This window comes from Tessaracoccus flavus (genome assembly GCF_001997295.1).
Taxonomy (GTDB): domain Bacteria; phylum Actinomycetota; class Actinomycetes; order Propionibacteriales; family Propionibacteriaceae; genus Arachnia; species Arachnia flava.
Genome location: NZ_CP019605.1, coordinates 474,204 through 492,163, shown reverse-complemented (window position 1 = coordinate 492,163; position 17,960 = coordinate 474,204). Strand labels below are relative to the sequence as shown.

The 17,960-nt window shown below is 66.7% G+C and carries 14 protein-coding genes; 2 read left to right on the top strand and 12 right to left on the bottom strand.

The window, feature by feature from the left end; translation table 11 throughout:
- Position 1 precedes the first annotated feature (1 nt).
- From narI to RPIT_RS02080, 8 genes are all read right to left on the bottom strand, one after another.
- Positions 2-760 carry a respiratory nitrate reductase subunit gamma gene (gene narI, locus RPIT_RS02115; protein WP_077340140.1) on the bottom strand — a complete coding sequence of 253 codons (759 nt, stop codon included), beginning with the start codon at positions 758-760 and terminating at the stop codon, positions 2-4.
- Positions 757-1,380, bottom strand: coding sequence for a nitrate reductase molybdenum cofactor assembly chaperone (gene narJ / locus RPIT_RS02110; RefSeq protein WP_077340138.1), 624 nt, complete (start codon positions 1,378-1,380; stop codon positions 757-759). Before narJ ends, narI begins: the two co-directional genes overlap by 4 nt.
- A 4-nt stretch (positions 1,381-1,384) precedes the next feature.
- On the bottom strand, positions 1,385-2,956 hold the full coding sequence (narH, locus tag RPIT_RS02105; protein WP_077340136.1) for a nitrate reductase subunit beta: 1,572 nt from the start codon (positions 2,954-2,956) through the stop codon (positions 1,385-1,387).
- Positions 2,956-6,663 carry a nitrate reductase subunit alpha gene (locus RPIT_RS02100; RefSeq protein WP_077340123.1) on the bottom strand — a complete coding sequence of 1,236 codons (3,708 nt, stop codon included), beginning with the start codon at positions 6,661-6,663 and terminating at the stop codon, positions 2,956-2,958. The genes narH and RPIT_RS02100 overlap by 1 nt, the downstream gene beginning before the upstream one ends.
- A gap of 74 nt (positions 6,664-6,737) precedes the next feature.
- Positions 6,738-7,292: a molybdenum cofactor guanylyltransferase gene (mobA, locus tag RPIT_RS02095; protein ID WP_077340121.1), complete on the bottom strand. Its 555-nt coding sequence runs from the start codon at positions 7,290-7,292 to the stop codon at positions 6,738-6,740.
- Entirely contained in the window at positions 7,289-7,528 is a 240-nt protein-coding gene (locus RPIT_RS02090; protein WP_077340119.1) for a MoaD/ThiS family protein, read from the bottom strand. Before RPIT_RS02090 ends, mobA begins: the two co-directional genes overlap by 4 nt.
- 7 nt (positions 7,529-7,535) lie before the next feature.
- Positions 7,536-8,543, bottom strand: a complete 1,008-nt coding sequence (gene moaA / locus RPIT_RS02085; protein ID WP_077340117.1) for a GTP 3',8-cyclase MoaA — start codon at positions 8,541-8,543, stop codon at positions 7,536-7,538.
- Between the two features lie 52 nt (positions 8,544-8,595).
- Positions 8,596-10,278: an ABC1 kinase family protein gene (locus RPIT_RS02080; RefSeq protein WP_077340116.1), complete on the bottom strand. Its 1,683-nt coding sequence runs from the start codon at positions 10,276-10,278 to the stop codon at positions 8,596-8,598.
- Positions 10,279-11,139: 861 nt separating this feature from the next.
- Here RPIT_RS02080 and RPIT_RS02075 point away from each other — a divergent pair.
- Both RPIT_RS02075 and RPIT_RS02070 read left to right on the top strand, forming a co-directional pair.
- Complete coding sequence (locus tag RPIT_RS02075) at positions 11,140-11,760, top strand: helix-turn-helix transcriptional regulator (protein ID WP_237267840.1); 621 nt, start codon at positions 11,140-11,142, stop codon at positions 11,758-11,760.
- Between the two features lie 95 nt (positions 11,761-11,855).
- On the top strand, positions 11,856-12,776 hold the full coding sequence (locus RPIT_RS02070; protein ID WP_077340112.1) for a C40 family peptidase: 921 nt from the start codon (positions 11,856-11,858) through the stop codon (positions 12,774-12,776).
- A gap of 526 nt (positions 12,777-13,302) precedes the next feature.
- On the opposite strand, the gene RPIT_RS02065 is transcribed toward RPIT_RS02070, so the two are convergent.
- From RPIT_RS02065 to RPIT_RS02050, 4 genes are all read right to left on the bottom strand, one after another.
- Complete coding sequence (locus RPIT_RS02065; protein WP_077340110.1) at positions 13,303-14,196, bottom strand: sugar ABC transporter permease; 894 nt, start codon at positions 14,194-14,196, stop codon at positions 13,303-13,305.
- Complete coding sequence (locus RPIT_RS02060) at positions 14,196-15,767, bottom strand: ABC transporter permease subunit (RefSeq protein WP_226996314.1); 1,572 nt, start codon at positions 15,765-15,767, stop codon at positions 14,196-14,198. Before RPIT_RS02060 ends, RPIT_RS02065 begins: the two co-directional genes overlap by 1 nt.
- A gap of 88 nt (positions 15,768-15,855) precedes the next feature.
- Entirely contained in the window at positions 15,856-17,127 is a 1,272-nt protein-coding gene (locus RPIT_RS02055; protein WP_077340108.1) for a sugar ABC transporter substrate-binding protein, read from the bottom strand.
- A gap of 124 nt (positions 17,128-17,251) precedes the next feature.
- Positions 17,252-17,893: a PepSY domain-containing protein gene (locus RPIT_RS02050; protein WP_077340106.1), complete on the bottom strand. Its 642-nt coding sequence runs from the start codon at positions 17,891-17,893 to the stop codon at positions 17,252-17,254.
- Positions 17,894-17,960 lie beyond the last annotated feature (67 nt).

Sequence of the window (17,960 nt, the reverse complement as noted above, 5' to 3'; positions counted from 1 at the left end):
GCTAGCGACGGCCCCTTTCGCGGTCGGAGGTGCCGATGGGATCCCAGCCGCGCCGCTGACCGCTGGTGGAGCGGGTCGGCTGCAGGTCACGGGAGCGGTACACGATGTAGGGGCGGAACAGATAATGCAGGGGCGCAGTGAACGCGTGCACCAACCTGGTGAAGGGCGTGATGGCGAACAGCGCGAAGCCGATGAGGACGTGCACCTTGAACTGCCAGGTCGCGGCGGCCATGGCCTCGACGTTGGGCTGCAGCACGAACAGGGAACGGAACCAGATCGAGACCGTCTCGCGGTAGTTGTGGTGCTCGCCGCTCGGTGTCGTCTCGCCTGTGAACGTCGCGATCAGCCCGGCGAGGATGACCGCGCCCAGGACGAGGTACATGAACTTGTCGTTGGCGGTCGTGGCGGCGAACACCTTGCCGGTGCGGCGACGTCGCCAGATCAGCATCGCCAGGCCGGCGATCAGGGCCAACCCCGCCAAGCCACCGCCGTAGAGGGCGCCGGCGTGGTACATCTCCTGGCTCAGACCGATCCTGTCGGTGAACGCCTTCGGGATGAGCAGGCCGACGATGTGGCCGATGAGCACGGCCAGCAGCGCGAAGTGGAACAGCGGGGAGGCGATCTTCAGCAGCTTCGACTCGTAGAGCTGGGAGCTGCGCGTCGTCCACCCGAACTGGTCGTACTTGTAGCGCCACACGAGGCCGCCGACGAGGATGATGACGGTGAGGTAGGGAAGGATTCCCCACAGGAGGAAGTTCATGCTGGCCTGCCTGTCTGGATCTGATAGGTCTCAAGGCCGACCTGCTCGATCGGCGGGGCGTCCACGAACATGGCGCCGTACAAGGTCTGCACGTCCGCACGGTCCCGGGCCATGGGTCCGGGCAGGCAGCGACAGACCGCCTCGACAACGCCCTCGTGGGGGAGCTTGTCCTTGCGGAGTCCGAGCCGGAGGAGCTCGAGGCTGGCGCGGTAGCTGTTCAGCAGGCCGAGCCCCCGCTCCTGGTCACCGCGGGCAGCGAACTCCAGCACCATCGGTAGGTAGTCGGGCAGCTCGCCGTCGAGGTTCACGAGCAGACCCGACTCACGGTAGGTCTGCTTGATGGCGGCCAGCACTTCGCCGCGCCGGCGCGTGTCGCCGTCGGTCCAGTAGGTCAGGTGCAGCGCGTGGCGCCGCGAGAGGTCGAACTCCTGCACGTGAAACTCCTGCAGCTCGCGCAGCGGCTTCGCACGCAGATGGGCGAGCACCGGGGCGAACAGCGGGGCCGACGGCGTCGCCGCCACCGCGTCCTCCACCAGATCCAGGGTCGACAGAAGCTGCTCGTCGGGATAGCTGAGCAGCAGGCCGGCAGCCTGGAAGCAGATCTGGGTGTCGTTGCTCACGTGCTCAGTCCATGCTCGTGTCGTTCACCGCGGCTTGGCGGTTGCGGTAGCTCTCGATGGTGACCGGCACGGGCCGCCCCGAGGAGCTGCCGTACGGGCCATCCCCCGCGTACATGGGATCGCCGTCGAAGTCGACCGAACAGCCCATCTCCTCCAGGTTATGCGCCTGCTCGCGGTGGGCGGTCGGGATGACGTAGCGCTCGTCGTACTTGGCGATCGCCAACAGGCGGTACATCTGTTCCATCGCCGGGCCCGTCATGCCGACGGCGGCCGCGATCTCCTCGTCGCCGCCGCGGCCGAGCGTCACGTCGCGCATGTAGCTGCGCATCGCGGCGAGCTTCTGGAGCACTTCGACCACCGGCCGGGTGTCGCCCGCGGTGAAAAGCTCTGCGAGGTATTCCACGGGAATCCGCAGCGTGTCGATCGCCCCGAACAGGTTGCCGGCGGCCTCCCCGTCATGGCCCTGCTCCTTGAGGAGGTCGACGACGGGCGACAGCGGCGGGATGTACCAGACCATCGGCATGGTCCGGTACTCCGGGTGCAGCGGGAGCGCAACCTTGAAGTACTTGCACAGCGCGTAGATCGGCGACTTCGCAGCGGCGAGCAGCCAGTCCTCCGGGATCCCGCTCTCGCGAGCGGCGGCGATGACCTCAGGGTCGCGCGGGTCCAGCATGAGATCGAGCTGGGCTTCGTAGAGGTCCTTGGGATCCTCGACGGCGGCCGCCTCGGTCACGCGGTCGGCGTCGTAGAGCACGATGCCGATGTAACGCAGACGGCCGACGCAGGTCTCGGAGCACACCGTCGGCAGCCCGACCTCGATGCGCGGGTAACAGAAGTGGCACTTCTCTGCCTTGCCGGTGCGGTGGTTAAAGTAGATCTTCTTGTACGGGCAGCCGGTGATGCACTGGCGCCAGCCCCGGCACCGGTCCTGGTCGACGAGCACGATGCCGTCTTCCTCGCGCTTGTAGATCGCGCCCGACGGGCACGCCGCCATGCAGGACGGGTTGAGGCAGTGCTCGCAGATGCGCGGCACGAAGAACATGAACGTCTTCTCGTACTCCGCCTTGATCCGCATGTTCGACTCGTCGCGGAGCTTGGCGATGATCGGGTCGTTCTCGATGGTCTCGTGGATGCCGCCCAGAGCGTCGTCCCAGTTGGACGACGACGTGATGGCGATGTTCTCACCCGTGATCAGCGACTGCGGCTGCGCGACGGGGAAGTCGTCGATCAGCGGCGACTTGATGAGGTTCTCGTAGTCGTAGGTCCAGGGCTCGTAGTAGTCGTCCATCCCCGGCTGCACCGGGGAGGCGAAGATGCTGAGCAGCTTCTTGAACCGACCGCCCGACTTCAGCTTGAGGCGACCGTTGCGGGTGCGGACCCAGCCGCCCTGCCACTTCTCCTGGTCCTCGTACGTGCGGGGATAGCCGAGACCCGGCCGGGTCTCGACGTTGTTGAACCACACGTACTCGATCCCGGCCCGGTTGGTCCAGGCCTGCTTGCACGTCACCGAACACGTGTGGCATCCGATGCACTTGTCGAGGTTCATCACCATCGACACCTGCGCCATGACTCGCATCAGTACTGAACCTCCTGGGAGCGACGGCGCACCGTCGAGACGATGTCGCGCTGGACACCGGTTGGGCCGAGATAGTTGAACGCGTAGCTGAGGTGGGCGTACCCACCGATGAGGTGCGTCGGTTTGAGCAGGATCCGGGTGACGGAGTTGTGGATACCGCCGCGGCGGCCCGTCGCCTCCGACTTCGGGACGTCGATCGTGCGCTCCTGCGCGTGCTGCACGTACGCCACGCCGTCGGGAAGCTTCGGGGAGACCACAGCTCGGGCCACGAAGACGCCGTTGGCGTTGGTGAGCTCGATCCAGTCGTTGTCCTTGACCCCGATGGAGGCGGCGTCGGCGACGCTCAGCCACGCCTGGGGGCCACCGCGGCCGAGGCTCAGCATGAACAGGTTGTCCTGGTACTCGGAGTGGATCGACCACTTGTTGTGCACCGTGAGGTAGCGCAGCGTGATGGTCTTCTCGCCGTTCGGGCCCAGTTCGGGCTCGCCGTACCCCCGTGTCATATCCAGCGGGGGCCGGAAGATGGGCAGGTTCTCGCCTGCGTCGGTCAGCCAGTCGTGGTCGAGGAAGAAGTGCATCCTGCCCGAGAGCGTGTGCCAGGGCTTCAGCCGTTCGACGTTGATCGTGAACGCCGCGTAACGCCGACCGCCCGTCTCGGAGCCGGACCATTCCGGTGACGTGATGACGGGCTGCGGAGCCTGTTGGGTCTCGATGAAGGTGATCTGCTTCTCCTCGAGGCCCGCGGAGAGGTCCGCCAGCTTGCGGCCGGTCTTCTTCTCCAGGTCGTGGAAGCCCTGGGTGGCGAGTTCGCCGTTCGTCGTGCCGGAGAACATGAGGATGGCTTCCGCGAACCGCTTGTCGGAGTCGACGGCGGGGCGACCGGCGGCGACGCCGTCGGGGAAGACGCCGTGCTTCTTCGCCAGCTTCTCCACCTGGTGGGTGATGTCGTAGGTGATGTTCTTCACCGTGAAGCCGAGGCGGTCCGCCAGCGGTCCGACGGCGACGAGCTTGTCAGCGATCGCCGTGTAGTCGCGCTCCACCAGCATGAGGCTCGGCATGTTGACGCCGGGCTGGGCCGGGATCTCGGGCTTCTTCCAGTCGCGCTCGATGCCTCCGGGCTGCTTCACCTGCCCCGGCGTGTCGTGCTGCAGAGGCACGGCCACGACGTCGTAGCGCGTGTCGAGCCGGCCCTTGGCCATCTTGGAGATGGCGCGGGCCAGATCGACGAACACATCGAAGTCGGTCCGGGTCTCCCACGGCGGGTTGATGGCTGGCGTGAACGCATGGACATACGGGTGCATGTCGGTGCTGGAGAGATCGTGCTTCTCGTACCAGGTGGCGGCGGGGAAGACGAGATCGCTCAGCATCGTCGAGCTGGTCATGCGGAAGTCGGCGGTGATGAGCAGGTCGAGCTTGCCCTCCGGCGCGTCCTCGCGGAAGCGCACCTCCTTGGGGTGCATCCCGGCGCCGTGCTCGTTCGGCATCACGTTGTTGTGGGTGCCCAGCAGATGCTTGAGGAAGTACTCGTTGCCCTTCGCGGAGGACCCGAACAGGTTGGATCGCCACAGGATCATCGTGCGGGGCCAGTTCTCGGGCGCGTCGACGTCCTCGATCGCTGAGCCCAGCTCCCCGGACTTGAGCTTGGCCGCCACCCAGGAGCTGACATCCGGGGCCTCCCCCGCCTCGACGGCGGCGCGGGCCTCGTCGGCGAGGTCCAGCGGGTTGCGGTCGAACTGGGGGTAGAACGGCATCCAACCCTGCCGCCACGACTTGGCCATGGCATCGGCGCTGTGCAGCCCGTCGAGCGAACCGGTCGACAGCGGGCTGGTGATCGCGTCGGCGGAGTAGCCGTCGGTGCGCCACTGGTCGGTGTGCATGTACCAGTACCCGGTGCCGATCATGGTGCGCGGCGGGCGCGACCAGTCGAGCGCGTTGGCCATGTTGAACCAGCCCGTCATGGGGCGGCACTTCTCCTGGCCGACGTAGTGGGCCCAGCCACCGCCGTTGCGGCCGATGCATCCGGTCATCATGAGCAGCGCCATGATCGCGCGGTAGGTGGTGTCGGCGTGGTACCAGTGGCAGATACCGGCACCGATGATGATCATCGTGCGGCCCTGGGAGTCCTCGGAGTTCTTGGCGAACTCGCGCGCGATCCGGAGACAGGCCTCCGCGGGCACCGCGGTGATGGGCGCCTGCCAGGCGGGGGTGTACGGGACTGTCTCGTCGTCGTAGCCGCTCGGCCAGAGACCCGGCAGCCCGTCGCGCCCGACGCCGTACTGGGCGAGCATGAGGTCGAACACGGTGGTGACGAGATGGTCGCCGATGCGCATCGTCGGCACGCCGCGCTGGAGGATCGAGCCCTTGCCGCGCGGGTCCTCGAAGCACGGCAGCGCGATCTCCGCGGCGTCGGCCCCATCGGCGTCGAGCAGGGAGAGTGCGGGGTCGAGATCGCCGAGCTCGAGGTTCCACTTGCCCTGGCCGTCGTCGTTGTAGCGGTAGCCGATGGAGCCGTTCGGGACCTGGGGCGTGCCCGTAGCCTTGTCCCACAGCACGGTCTTCCAGGCGGCGTCGGGGACGTCCTGACCCAGGTCGGCGGCGGTGAGGAACTTGGCCGCGGTGAGGCCATGACCGTCGGGGTGCTCGACGAGGCGCACCAGCATGGTCATATCGGTGTACTGCTTGACGTAGTCCTCGAAGAACGGGACGCGACGCTCGACGAAGTTCTCCTTCAGCATCACGTGGCCCATCGCCATGGCGAGCGCACCGTCGGTACCGGCCTGGGCGGGCAGCCACTCGTCGGCGAACTTGACGTTGTCGGCGTAGTCGGGCGCGACGGTGACAACCTTGGTGCCGCGGTAGCGCACCTCGGCCATCCAGTGGGCGTCGGGGGTGCGGGTGACCGGGACGTTGGAGCCCCACATCATGAGATACGTGGCATCCCACCAGTCGCCGGACTCCGGCACGTCGGTCTGGTCGCCGAAGACCTGTGGGGAGGCAACGGGCAGGTCGGCGTACCAGTCGTAGAAGCTCGTCATCGCGCCGCCGAGCAGGTGGGTGAAGCGGGTGCCGATGGCGTGGCTGACCATGCTCATGGCGGGGATCGGGGAGAAGGACACGAGCCGGTCGGGCCCGTACTCCTTGATGGTGTTGACGTAGCTGGCTGCCGCGATCTCGAGTGCCTCGTTCCAGGAGATCCGCACCAGGCCGCCCTTGCCGCGGGCCTGCTGGTAACGGCGGCGCTTGTCAGGATCAGTCGAGATCTCCTTGAAGGCGGCGACGGGGTCGCCAAGGCGCTTCTTGGCCTCGCGGTACATCTCGATGAGCACGCCACGCCCGTACGGGTAGCGGACCCGGGTGGGCGAGTAGGTGTACCAGGAGAAGGCCGCGCCGCGGGGGCAGCCGCGCGGCTCGTATTCGGGGCGGTCGTTGCCCGTCGTCGGATAGTCGGTCTGCTGGGCCTCCCACGTGATGATCCCGTCCTTGACGTAGACCTTCCACGAGCACGAGCCGGTGCAGTTCACGCCGTGGGTGGAGCGAACGACCTTGTCATGGCTCCAACGGTCTCGGTAGAAGACATCCCCCTCGCGCCCGCCGTCCCGGAACACCGCCCGGTTGTCGTCGGTGGTGTCCCACTTCGAGAAGAACTTCCCGAGGTTCAGCAGTGCGTCGGAGGCCGGTCCGTCGAGGCGCGCGGAATCTGTGCTCATGGCGTATAGCTTGGCACGACAATGACCATTGCGTCGAAGTTGTCGGACAAAATCTCCGACGTGTCGTCGTAAGATTATTCGGCGCCGAGTCTCTGTGCTTGTCCGGGCGTATCGAGGTCCTCGGTGACCGATTTAGGTGCGGACAAAATTGCCAAATTGAGCGGGCCCAGGAGTCGGCGCACCGCCACGTCGCGAACGTCCCCAGCGAGGGCCCGCGTGAGGGGTTCCTGGCGGTAGCGGCCACACAGGTACTGCGGCCAACCCTCCTCGTCGCGGAGCACCACCCCGTCGCCCTCGAGGGCCTCGGCGGCGAGCAGATCGACGGCAGACTGAGGCAACGCCAGGTCGCCCGCCAGCACGAGGACCTCATCGCCCGCAGGAAGCGCGTCGAGGGCGGCCGCCAGCCCGGCGGCGGGGCCTGAGAACGGGGGATCCTCGCGGACGAACGAGATGCCGTCGGGCACACCCTCGCGCTCGGGGCCTGCGACGACGACGTGGTCGGCGAAGGTCAGCGCCGCAGCGCAGGCGCGGGCGAGCAGCGACTCTCCCTCAAGGCGTAGCGCCAGCTTGTCCGCGCCCATCCGCGAGGAGCGGCCACCGCCCAGGACGACGGCGTGACGGACGGTCATCCCCCGGCGAAGGGAGGAAGGACGTCCAGCCGTGAGGTGCCCGTGAGGTCCGCATCCAGGTCGCTGATCCGCGCCCCGTCGGCCAGCAGTGAGCTGACGGCCAGCACCCGCGCCAGCCGCGGATTCTGGTCAGCCAGCCGGGACGCGACCTGAGCGGCGGTGAGGCCCTCGACCTCCATCTCCATGGTGTCCACTCCTGCCGCCTCCGCGGCACCGGCGAAGAATCTGATCTCCATGTCTCCCCTATCCACCGATCGCGCTCATCGTGCGTTCGGGCTGAACGAAACTCTCGTCGTCGATACCGTGCGCCCTGGGCTTGGCCAGATGCGTCCCCACCCAGGCCTCGACGATGTCGTCGTCGCTGGCACCGCCCCGCAGCAGTGCACGCAGGTCGGTCTCGGCCCGCGAGAAGAGGCAGCTGCGCACCTGCCCGTCGGACGTCAGCCGCGTGCGGTCGCACGCTGCGCAGAACGGGTTGGTCACCGAGGCGATGACCCCCACCCGGCCCCCGGGCTGACCGTCGTCGGCGGCGACGTCCCAGAGTTCGGCGGGGGCGGTGCCACGGGGCTCGCTGGCGGGGGTCAGCGTGAATCGCTGGCCGAGCAGTTCGAGGATCTCCGCAGCCCGGACCATGTCGGCCCGGCTCCACTCGTGCTTGGGGCCGAGCGGCATCTGCTCGATGAAGCGCAGCTGATAGCCGCGGCTGAGGCAGTACTCCGCCAACGGTACGACGTCGCTCTCATTGGTTCCGCGCATGACGACGCTGTTCACCTTGAGCGGCCGTAGCCCGGCGCGGTCCACGGCCTCGATGGAGGTCAGCACGTCCCCCAGCCGGTCGCGACGGGTGAGCTGGGCGTACCGGGCGGGGTCGAGTGAGTCTAGCGAGATGTTGACGCGGTTCAGCCCCGCGTCCTTCAGACGGTCAATGCGCTTGTCGAGGCCGAGCCCGTTCGTCGTCAGCGCCGTTTCGGGCGATCCCTGCAGCGCCACCGTCGCCGCGATGATCCGCTCCAGCCCCGGCCGCAGCAGCGGCTCGCCGCCGGTGAATCGCACCCGGTTGACGCCGAGCCTCTCGACGGCCACTCGGATCAGCCGAATCACCTCGTCGTCGGACAGCGTCTCCTCGGTGGGCAACCACTGCAGCCCCTCGGCCGGCATGCAGTAGGTGCAGCGAAGGTTGCAGCGGTCGGTGAGAGACACACGGAGGTCGCGTGCGACCCTCCCGTGCGCGTCTGCCAGCCCGATCACCATGTGCTGCATCGTATCTGCCCGGCCAAGCGTCCCGGCAGGGTGCTCCCCCAGCTCAGTCACGGAGCCTCTTGGGTGCGTCCTTCTCAGCCTGCCGGGCCCTGCGTCGGGTCCGACGGTCGGTCACGACGATCGACACGACCAGCGCCAGCCCCCCGAGGGCAGCGGCGAGGAAGAACAGCAGCGCCACCAGTGGATAGCCCAGCAGGCGGGGGCCGGCCTCGATGCCGGACATCAGCGCCGCCGCGACGGTGACCGCGGCGAGCACGAGCCCAACAGTGAGCCTGTTGGCGGCCTGGTGAAGGGTCTCCAGAAGGCGGTCCTCGTCGATCGCGTTGACCCTGAGGGTCAGCTCCCCGCTGCTCAGGGCGTCCATGATGCGATTCGCGCGGCGAGGCAGGTTCTCGGTGAACTCCTTGGCTTCCAGGGCACCGGCCACCGCGCTCCCGGCCGAGACCGAGAAGCCGGACTTGAGGATCGTTGCGACGTTGTCGCGGATGGCCTCGCCGGGCGCGAACGAAGGGTCGAGGTGCGCCACAGCCTTGTCGAGGTTGAGCAGCGCCTTACCGATCATCGACATCTCGGCGGGGGGACGCAGCCCGTGGGCGCCCGAGGTGCGCGCGAGCGCGACGAGCACGGATCCCGCCTGCAGATCGTTGCCGAGTGCGAGCGCGCCGGAGACGAGGTGGCTGACGTCGTCGCGGAACGCTGCCGCATCGTAGTCACTGGTCGGGTGGCCCATCGCCGCAAGGACGTTGGCTGCCTCTTCGCCCTCCCCCTCGCCGATCGCGAGCAGCAACCGCACGAGCTGTTGTCGGACGCGCTTGGACACGCGCGCCACCATGCCGAGATCGATCAGGCCGAGGCGCCCGTCGGGGGTCACGAGCAGGTTTCCGGGATGGGGGTCGGCGTGGAGGAGACCGTGGTTCAGCAGCGTTTCCAGGAAGAACCGGAAGATCGTCTCAGCCAACGCCTCGCCGTCGACGTGGAGCAGACCGATGCTGTCCACATCGGTCACCTTGCGCCCGCCGATGAACTCCATCGTCAGCACGCGCGAGGTGCTGTAGTCGCGGATGGGTTCGGGGACGACGATGAGGTCCTCCGACACGGCGAGCTCGCGGAGTCGCTCCAGGTTGGACAGTTCCTTGCGGTAGTCGAGTTCGTCGGCCAGCGAGCGCCGGAACTGCGCCAGTAGCGCGGCCGTGCCGATGCGCTCCCCCGCCGACGTCCGGTTGTCGATGAGTTCAGCTGCCTGGGTCAGCAGCTCCATGTCGCCCTGGACGGTCTCCCTGACGTCCGACCGCTGCACCTTGACCACCACATCCCGGCCCGAGCGGGTGCGGGCCCGATGCACTTGGCCGAGGGACGCGGCGGCCAGCGGTTCGTCGTCGAACGATTCAAAGAGAGCCTTGACGTCTGCACCGATCTCGTCGGTGATGATGCGATGCACTTCGTCGGCGGGGATGGGGTCGACGTCGTCCTGGAGGCGCGTGAGAGCCTCCGTGTACGCCTGGGGAAGCAGATCGTGTCGCGTGGACAGGAGCTGGCCCAGCTTCACGTAGGTGGGGCCCATCGACTCCAGGTCGGCGGCCAACTGCTCCGGCCCGGAGCCCGCGTCGGCCGCCTCGTCAGTCTGGGTAAGGAACTCGTCGGCGCCGCCGGAGCTCAGGATCCCCGATCCGCCGTGCCTAGCCAGCAGCTTGACGAGGTCGGCCACCCGGGTCATCGTTCCGCTCATACGGGCCAGCCTAAGCGAAAGCCGCGCTGAGCCGCGGCCGGGAGGACCGCGGCGACCCTAGACGTCCGCCTGAGTAGCGGACGTAAGGAACGAACCACGCCCCCAATAAAGTCTCCCTCACCAGGAAGTCAGCCTTGAGGCGGCGCGAAGGCAAGACCCGCAAACTGCTCGCAGTGTCCGGAAACGCCCCCGACGCCAATGGCTTCATCGAAACGCCAACGGATCCCCGGGAACGCCAACGGGTCGACCGTAACGCCAACGACCACACCCACACGCCCCCGGAAACCATCGACGCCCCCGAGATATCAGGGGCGTCGATGGTTATCGTCGGCGAGTTCCGATCAACGTTGGCGTTTCGGTCTCTTCGTTGGCATTCCGGCCCGCTTCTCACGGAACACAGCCTTCACTCAGTCACCGAGCCGACACGGCACCCTGAGCGAGGGAGGGCGGCACATCCCGAGAGGTGCCATTCCGCGACATGCACGACCACTGTGGTCGCGCCTGTCACCAAACTGACCCCTTCAGAGTGGGTAGAGCGAAGCCCGCTTCCAGGTAAGGGAGACGGTGAACGCGCTAAGCCTGGCTCCACCGATTGGTCGCGCAGCGAGCGGCACCAGGCGGGTGCACCGGTAAGACGATGCACGCGAAGAGCTACCGGGTTTACCTTGAGCGTGATCGGCGATGCCGGTGTGCCTGCATGGGGTCGCGTAGCAGCGGGGAATCGGTGGATCCAGGCTAAGCACCCCCGGGTGTGGCTCCCACTAGCGATGATGCGAAAATAGCTCGATGGGGACCCCTAACCATGGGCTTGGCCCGACCCGCGCACGGGTGCTGGCCCTGCTGCAGTCTGCAGGAGTTGCCATGTCCGTGGTCGACGTGGCAGACCGACTGGGCATGCACAAGAACTCCGCGCGCTTCCATCTGGATGCCCTTGTCGACGCCCGGTATGCGGAGAGGTGGGCCCAACCTACCGGTCACCAGGGGCGCCCTCCGCTACTGTTCTCCGCCACGGATGCCTCGCCCACGTTGACCAACATCCACCTGCTGGAGTTGACCGACGTGCTGTTCGCCAGCTTCGTCGCCCCGGCACCGGACGCCGCGCAGCGCGCGGCCGAGGCGGGACGCGCCTGGGGAGCCTCGGTGGCTCGCTCCGATCCCGACGACGGGGCTGCCAGCGTTGACGACCTCGTCGGACACCTCGGCCAGCGGGGGTTCACCACCGTCCGGGACGAATCGACCCTCACCTTCACCCGTTGCCCCTTCCGCACGACCGTGCGGCCCGACATCCTGCCGCTGCTGTGCACCATGCACAAGGGGTTCCTGGACGGCTACCTGGAGGCCGGCGGCACCGGTGTCGGGGCCGGACCGATCGACGTTGGCCCATTCCGCTGCGTGTGCGCTCTAAACGAAACCGAACCACCTGAGGCAACTGAGTTTTCTCAGCATCCGACGACGATCGACGCTCCGGACAAGCAGCGATAGAGGCCACAGACCGCAGTTCCTGAGAGATTTTTTGGAATCTCTCAGAATGGGTGTTACGTTTCCGTGGTACAACCACGGAAGGTTCACCGCATCCCATGCTGAAGAAGACGCTCCACCTGGCGCTCGCCACGGTTACCGGCGCAGTCCTCGCGCTGGCCCCCTCGGGCCCGGCGCAGGCTGCCGACACCGATGTCTACACCGTGCCCGGCCATCATCTGGTCAACGGCCGGTACTGGCAGACCGAGTGCGAGAAGTACTCGAGCACCGTGGTGCGCTGCAGCACCGAGATCTGGGCCAAGAAGGTTGTCCAGCACAACGGCCGCTACGTCTCCCACGAGGGTTGGGTGTTCAACAACCTCACCTACCTCCCCTCCAACCGGGGCGACTGGACCGGCAACCCCCTGGCCACCCCGGGCACCTGGAAGGGTGACGACGGCCGCAGCTGGCGCACCGAGTGCGACACGGACGCCACCGGCCGCAACGGCTGCCGCACCTACGTCGTCACGACGGCGCTCAGCCAGACCTACGACGGCATCGTCTCCTCGAAGACGTGGGCGGTCAACAACATCGTCCAGTTCGCCACGTCCACGAAGCCGGCCGTGACCACGATCCCCGCTGCTGCGCCTGCTCTGTCGGGCGTCCCGGTCGAGCAGCCGATCCGCAGCTCCATCGGCCAGCAGGTCGTCGACTACGCGCTGAGCAAGGTTGGCTCCCGGTATGTGTACGCCACCGCCGGTCCGAGCACCTTCGACTGCAGCGGTCTGACCAGCTGGGCTTACCGCCAGGTGGGCATTGATCTGCCTCGCTCGTCGCGCACCCAGTACAGCGCCGGCACCCGGATCTCCAAGAGCCAGCTGCAGCCGGGCGACCTCGTGTTCTACTACTCCCCCATCAGCCACGTCGGCATCTACGTCGGCAACGGCAAGATCGTCGACGCCGCGAACCCCCGCACCGGCGTCCGCACCGCGAGCCTCGACTCGATGCCGTACGCAGGAGCCGTCCGGGTCACTGGCTGACCTCAGAGCCCCAGACACAAGAACACCCCCGGCCACCCCGCCGGGGGTGTTCTCTTTGACCGACGGCGCCAGCGAGCTCTCGAGCAGCCCGCCGGCCGAGCAACGACCCTCTTGAACCCAGGCGCTGGCGGCGAGGAGAGAGTTGAGCAAATGAGACGGGTCAACGACGCCCCCTCCGCTCAACTCTTGGCTGCGAGAGCCGGACACGCGAGCGCGATAGGTCCCACAACGCCAACCAGGAACAGCGAACGCCAACGCAGAGGCGCGAACGCCAACAGGCATGAGGAAACGCCAACCGATAGAGGCGAACGCCAACCGACAAGGCCACCCGCCGACAAGAACCAGCGACGCCCGCGATATCTCAGGGGCGTCGCTGAGTCCCGTCGGCGTCGAGCGCTGCCGGTTGGCGTTTCGAGCTGGCGGTTGGCGTTTCGCGCTGCCCGTTGGCGTTACGGGTGGCCGGTTGGCGTTACGGCACAAAAGAAACACCCCCGTTGCCGGGGGTGCTTCTGGTCGGGTGTCTGGATCAGCCCTTGACGCCGCCCGCGGTCAGACCGGAGACGATGTACTTCTGCAGGTACATGAACAGCAGGATGATCGGGATGGCAGCGAGGACCGCACCGGCAGCGAAGAGGCCCCACGGGGCGTTCCGCTCGTCGGAGCCCCAGACGTACAGGCCGACTGCCAGCGTGTAGTTCTCCGGCCGTGCAAGCACGATCCGGGCGAGGATGAACTCGCCGTACGAGCCGACGAAGCTGAGCAGCCCGACGACTGCGAGGATCGGAGTGACGAGCCGCATGATGATGCCCCAGAAGATCTGGGCGTGCGTGGCGCCATCGATCTTCGCGGCCTCGTTCAGTTCGTGCGGAATGGTGTTGAAGAACCCGTACATGAGGAACGTGTTCGAGCCGAGCGCTCCGCCCAGGTAGATGAGGATCAGCTGCAGGTGCGAGCCGACGCCAAGTGCCGGGAAGATGTCGCCGATCAGAAGTGCCAGCAGGAAGATGGCGACGAAAGCCAGCATCTGCGGGAACATCTGGATGATCAGCAGCGCCGTCAGGCCTCCGCGGCGACCCGTGAACCGGAACCGGCTGAACGCGTACGCGGCTGCAGCGCCCATGACGACGGTGCCGATCGCGGTCACGCTGCTCACATAGAAGGAGTGGAGCATCCACCGCACGAAGTCGGAGTCCATCAGTTCCTGGTAGTTGACCAGGCTGAAGGATCTGAACAACTGGTTCGAGCCGGTCAGTGTGCCGCCCTCGTTGAGGGAAGCGGACAGCACGTACAGGATCGGGAAGATGCAGTACACGATCATCGCGACAGCGAGGACGTGCTTCCACCCCACCTGCGCCCACCACCGGCCGCCGCGCAGCCTCGTGTCGTTCTCGTTCTCGAGGACAACCCTCTTCTTGGCCATCACACGATCTCCTCAAGTTTGCGGGTCTGGCGGAAGCCCAGCCACGAGACGACACCGACGACCACGAAGATGAGAATCGACATGGCGCTCGCCAGACCGAACTGGCGGTTGCCCGACTCGAACGCGATGGCGTAGACCATCGAGATCAGGATGTCGGACTCGCCGATCGGGAACGGTGCACCCGGATAGTTGGGGCCACCGCCGGTCAGCATGTAGATCAGGGAGAAGTTGTTGAAGTTGAACGCAAAGCTCGCGATGAGCAGCGGCGCCACCGACACCAGTAGCAGAGGCAGCGTGATCGACCAGAATCGCTGCCACGGGTTGGCGCCGTCCACGACGGCTGCCTCCGCCAGCTCGCCGGGGATGGACTGCAGCGCACCAGTGCTGACGAGGAACATGTAGGGGAAACCCAGCCACAGGTTCACTCCGATGATGGCCAGCTTCGCCAGGAACCCGTTGGTGAACCACTCGACGGTCGTGCCCCCCAGGAGAACCTCGTTGATGAAGCCGAACTCCTGGTTCAACATGCCCTTCCACACCAGTGCGGCCAGGAACCCCGGAAACGCGTACGGCAGGATGAACATGGCCCGGTAGAACGTGCGGCCCTTGACCCGCGGATCGTTGAACACGACGGCGAGCAGCAGGCCGAGCGCGAACGTGGTCAGCACGGACAGGATCGAGAATGCGAATGTCCAGATCAGGATCGAGACGAACGGACCCGAAAGCCTGGAGTCGGTGAAAACGCGCGTGAAGTTATCCATGCCAACACCGACACGCCATCCAGGGCTGAGCGTGGTGCCGTCGTCGGCGACGAACAGGCCCTGTTCGGGGTCAGCGGTGTAGACCTTGCCCTCGGCGCTGGTGAACGTGTCCGCAGCCTCGTCGTAGACCAGCGTCGACTTGGCGACGTAGGCCATCGCGGCGTTGTCGGTGCGCAGCCAGCCGTCATCCGGATTGTCCGTCATCGACACGCGCAGATCGAGCACCTCGTTCTGGCGCTGCTGAATCTCGCTGATGTTCAAGATGGTGGCCCCGGGCACCTCCGTGACGCGGTCGCCGTCGGCAACAGCGTCGTCGACGACGGTGAGCGGCTCGTCGATGTCGCCCACCTTCACCTCGTCGCCGTCGACGATCGCGAAGGCGATCTCGCCGTCGCGGTCCAGCACGGCAACCGGGTAGGTCGGAGTGTCCGGAACGCGGCCGTCCGCCGTCTTCATGATCTGGGTGATCGCGGGGCCCTTGGCGTCGTTGTGCCCGTCACCGTAGTTGGTGAAGGCGACGTAGGCCGTGTTTGCCATGACATAGATCTGGAAGACGATCAGGAAGAGCAGACCAGGGACCAGGTACTTGGCGGCGATCGCCCGCTTGGAGAAGTAGACGTAGTTGACCACGATCAGGGTCACTACGAGAAAGGCGAGTACTCCCCACTCCTCTTGGCCGTAGGAGGCCATGATGCCGTAGATGCCGAGGGCATTGACGAGCGCCATGAGGATGAGCTTCACGATGAAGCCCGGGCGCGAGAGGTCCCGCGCGTGGGAGAGCCTCGGCGACTGCTGTGTCGAAGTGCTCACGATAGTTGTTCCTTCGCTTCGTTGCGATGCAAAGCGGGGGCTGCGTCACTCGCGCGGCGCAGCCCCCGTTCAGCTACTACAGCCTAGCTCAGAACGCGCCCTCAATGTTCGCGATCATGTCTTGCCACGCGGGGACGGGCTCGGCAGCACCGGTGAGGATTGCAACCTGACCGTTGCCCCAGAAGGTCCACACGGCGCCCATCTGCGGAATGCCCGGCATGGGCTCGCCCTGCGCACCGGCCTCGGCGAAGCCGGCGAGGATCTCGTCCTCAACGGCGTCAGCGGACTCGGTGAGAGCCGGCATCAGGCCGCGGAGTTCGTACATCTTGTCCTGGGCCTCCTTGGAGGCCATGTAGTCGAGGAACTGGTTGGCGAGCAGCGGGTTCTCCGACTGCGAGGAGGCGAACACGGCCTGGACACCGACGAACGGGGCAGCGGGCTGGCCACCGGCCGACGGGACCGGGAGCACGCTGATGTCCATGCCCGCAGCAGCGAACTCGGTGGTGTTCCACGGGCCGGTGATCATGTACGGGGACTTGCCGTCGAGGAAGGCCTGCTTGGCCTGGTCGCCGCCGATGGAGGCCGACAGAACGCCCTCGTCGACGAGCTTCTTCATGTAGGTGGCGAAGGCTTCACCCTCGGCGCCGCCCATGGCAAGCTCGCCGATGTAGTCGCCGTTCTCGTCGGTCTTGAAGACCGGTGCACCGAACGAGGTCTGCAGCGGGTACAGGTGGTAGGGGTCGCCGCCCTCGCCCTGCTGGATGACGATGGGGAACTCCGCGCCCTCGACGGCCTTACCCTGAGCGATCAGCTCGTCGAAGGTGGCCGGGGTGTCCTGGACCAGGGCGTTGTTGCGCACGAGGCCGATGTTCTCAACACCGTAGGGAACCGCATACATGGTGCCCTCGAGGCTGACCGCGCGGGTCGCGACGTCGGAGAAGGCGTCCACCTTGTCGCCGAGCTCGACCGCGCTGATGACGCCGTTGCTCACCAGGTCGCCGATGGCGTCGTGCGCCGTGACGATGAGGTCGGGGCCTTCGCCGGTGGGAGCCTGCGCGATGAAGTCGGTCTTGATGTCGCCGGTGGGCTTCTGGACGACGTCCAGGGTCACACCGGTCTGGGCGAGGAAGTCCTCGCCGAGGGTCTTGAAGGCATCGACGCGGGTGTCGTCGACCCAGATCGTCAGCGTGCCAGCGGCGCCGGGGGCGGCGGTCTCAGAGGCAGTGGTGGTCTCGGTGGCAACCGCGGTGGCGGTGTCCGTGGGGGTGGGGGTGGTCGTCGTCTCGCTGGCGTCGCCTCCACAGGCAACGAGCGTCAACGAAAGCCCAACCGCGGCAGCGGCGAAAAGGCTCTTGCGCATGTGGTTCTCCTTCTGTGTCCGGATCGCACCAATGCAACCCGTCCTTCCAGAAGCGTAACGGATTTTGAAACGCTTGCAACATCGTTGCATAACGAAGTTGTAACGATCCAAAGAATGGGGGCGCTCAGCCCTCCGGAGTGACGGCACCGGTCCGGGTGTCGACCCGCAGCTCCACGTCGTCGCCACCATCGGTACCGTCCAGCTCGACGCTCCAGTAGAGGACACCGTCGTCGGTCTCGAGCTCCACATCGTCGATGACGCCGGGTGAGTGCCCCAGCGCGGCCTCGGCTGCGGCGATCAGGTCGCCGGGCTGGGCGGTCTCTCCGTCGTCGAGAGCATCGTCATCCGCGGTCTCGAGCACCTCGGTGCCCTCCCGGTTCACCTTCACCTCGACCACCCGGTTCCCGACGAGCACATCAATCTCCCAGGCCCGGTCGAAGTCCTCGTCATCGAGCTTGACTGCCGCGCCACCTGCGGACTCCTCCGCCGTCGACACCGCCTGCAGGGCAGAGGCGTTGATCTCCTCGGCGCCCTCGCCCGTCGACTGAACCGGAGCCGACGACGGCTCAGAAGCCGCCGCGGCCGGTGATGAGGACGTGGGCGACGCGCCGTCACCCACTCCCCCGTCGGGGGACGACGTCGTCGCGACGACGGGACCGGGGGTGATCGGAGACGTGTCGCCGGTGGGCCCCTCGGAGGCACCGCACGCCACGACGGCCAAGGCGGAGCTTGCGATGAGTGACAGTGAGACGCGTCGGATGTTCATGCCTCGACGGTACCGACACAGTCAGCGAGAGCCAAGGAGATGAAACAACCCTCACATTGGGCTCATC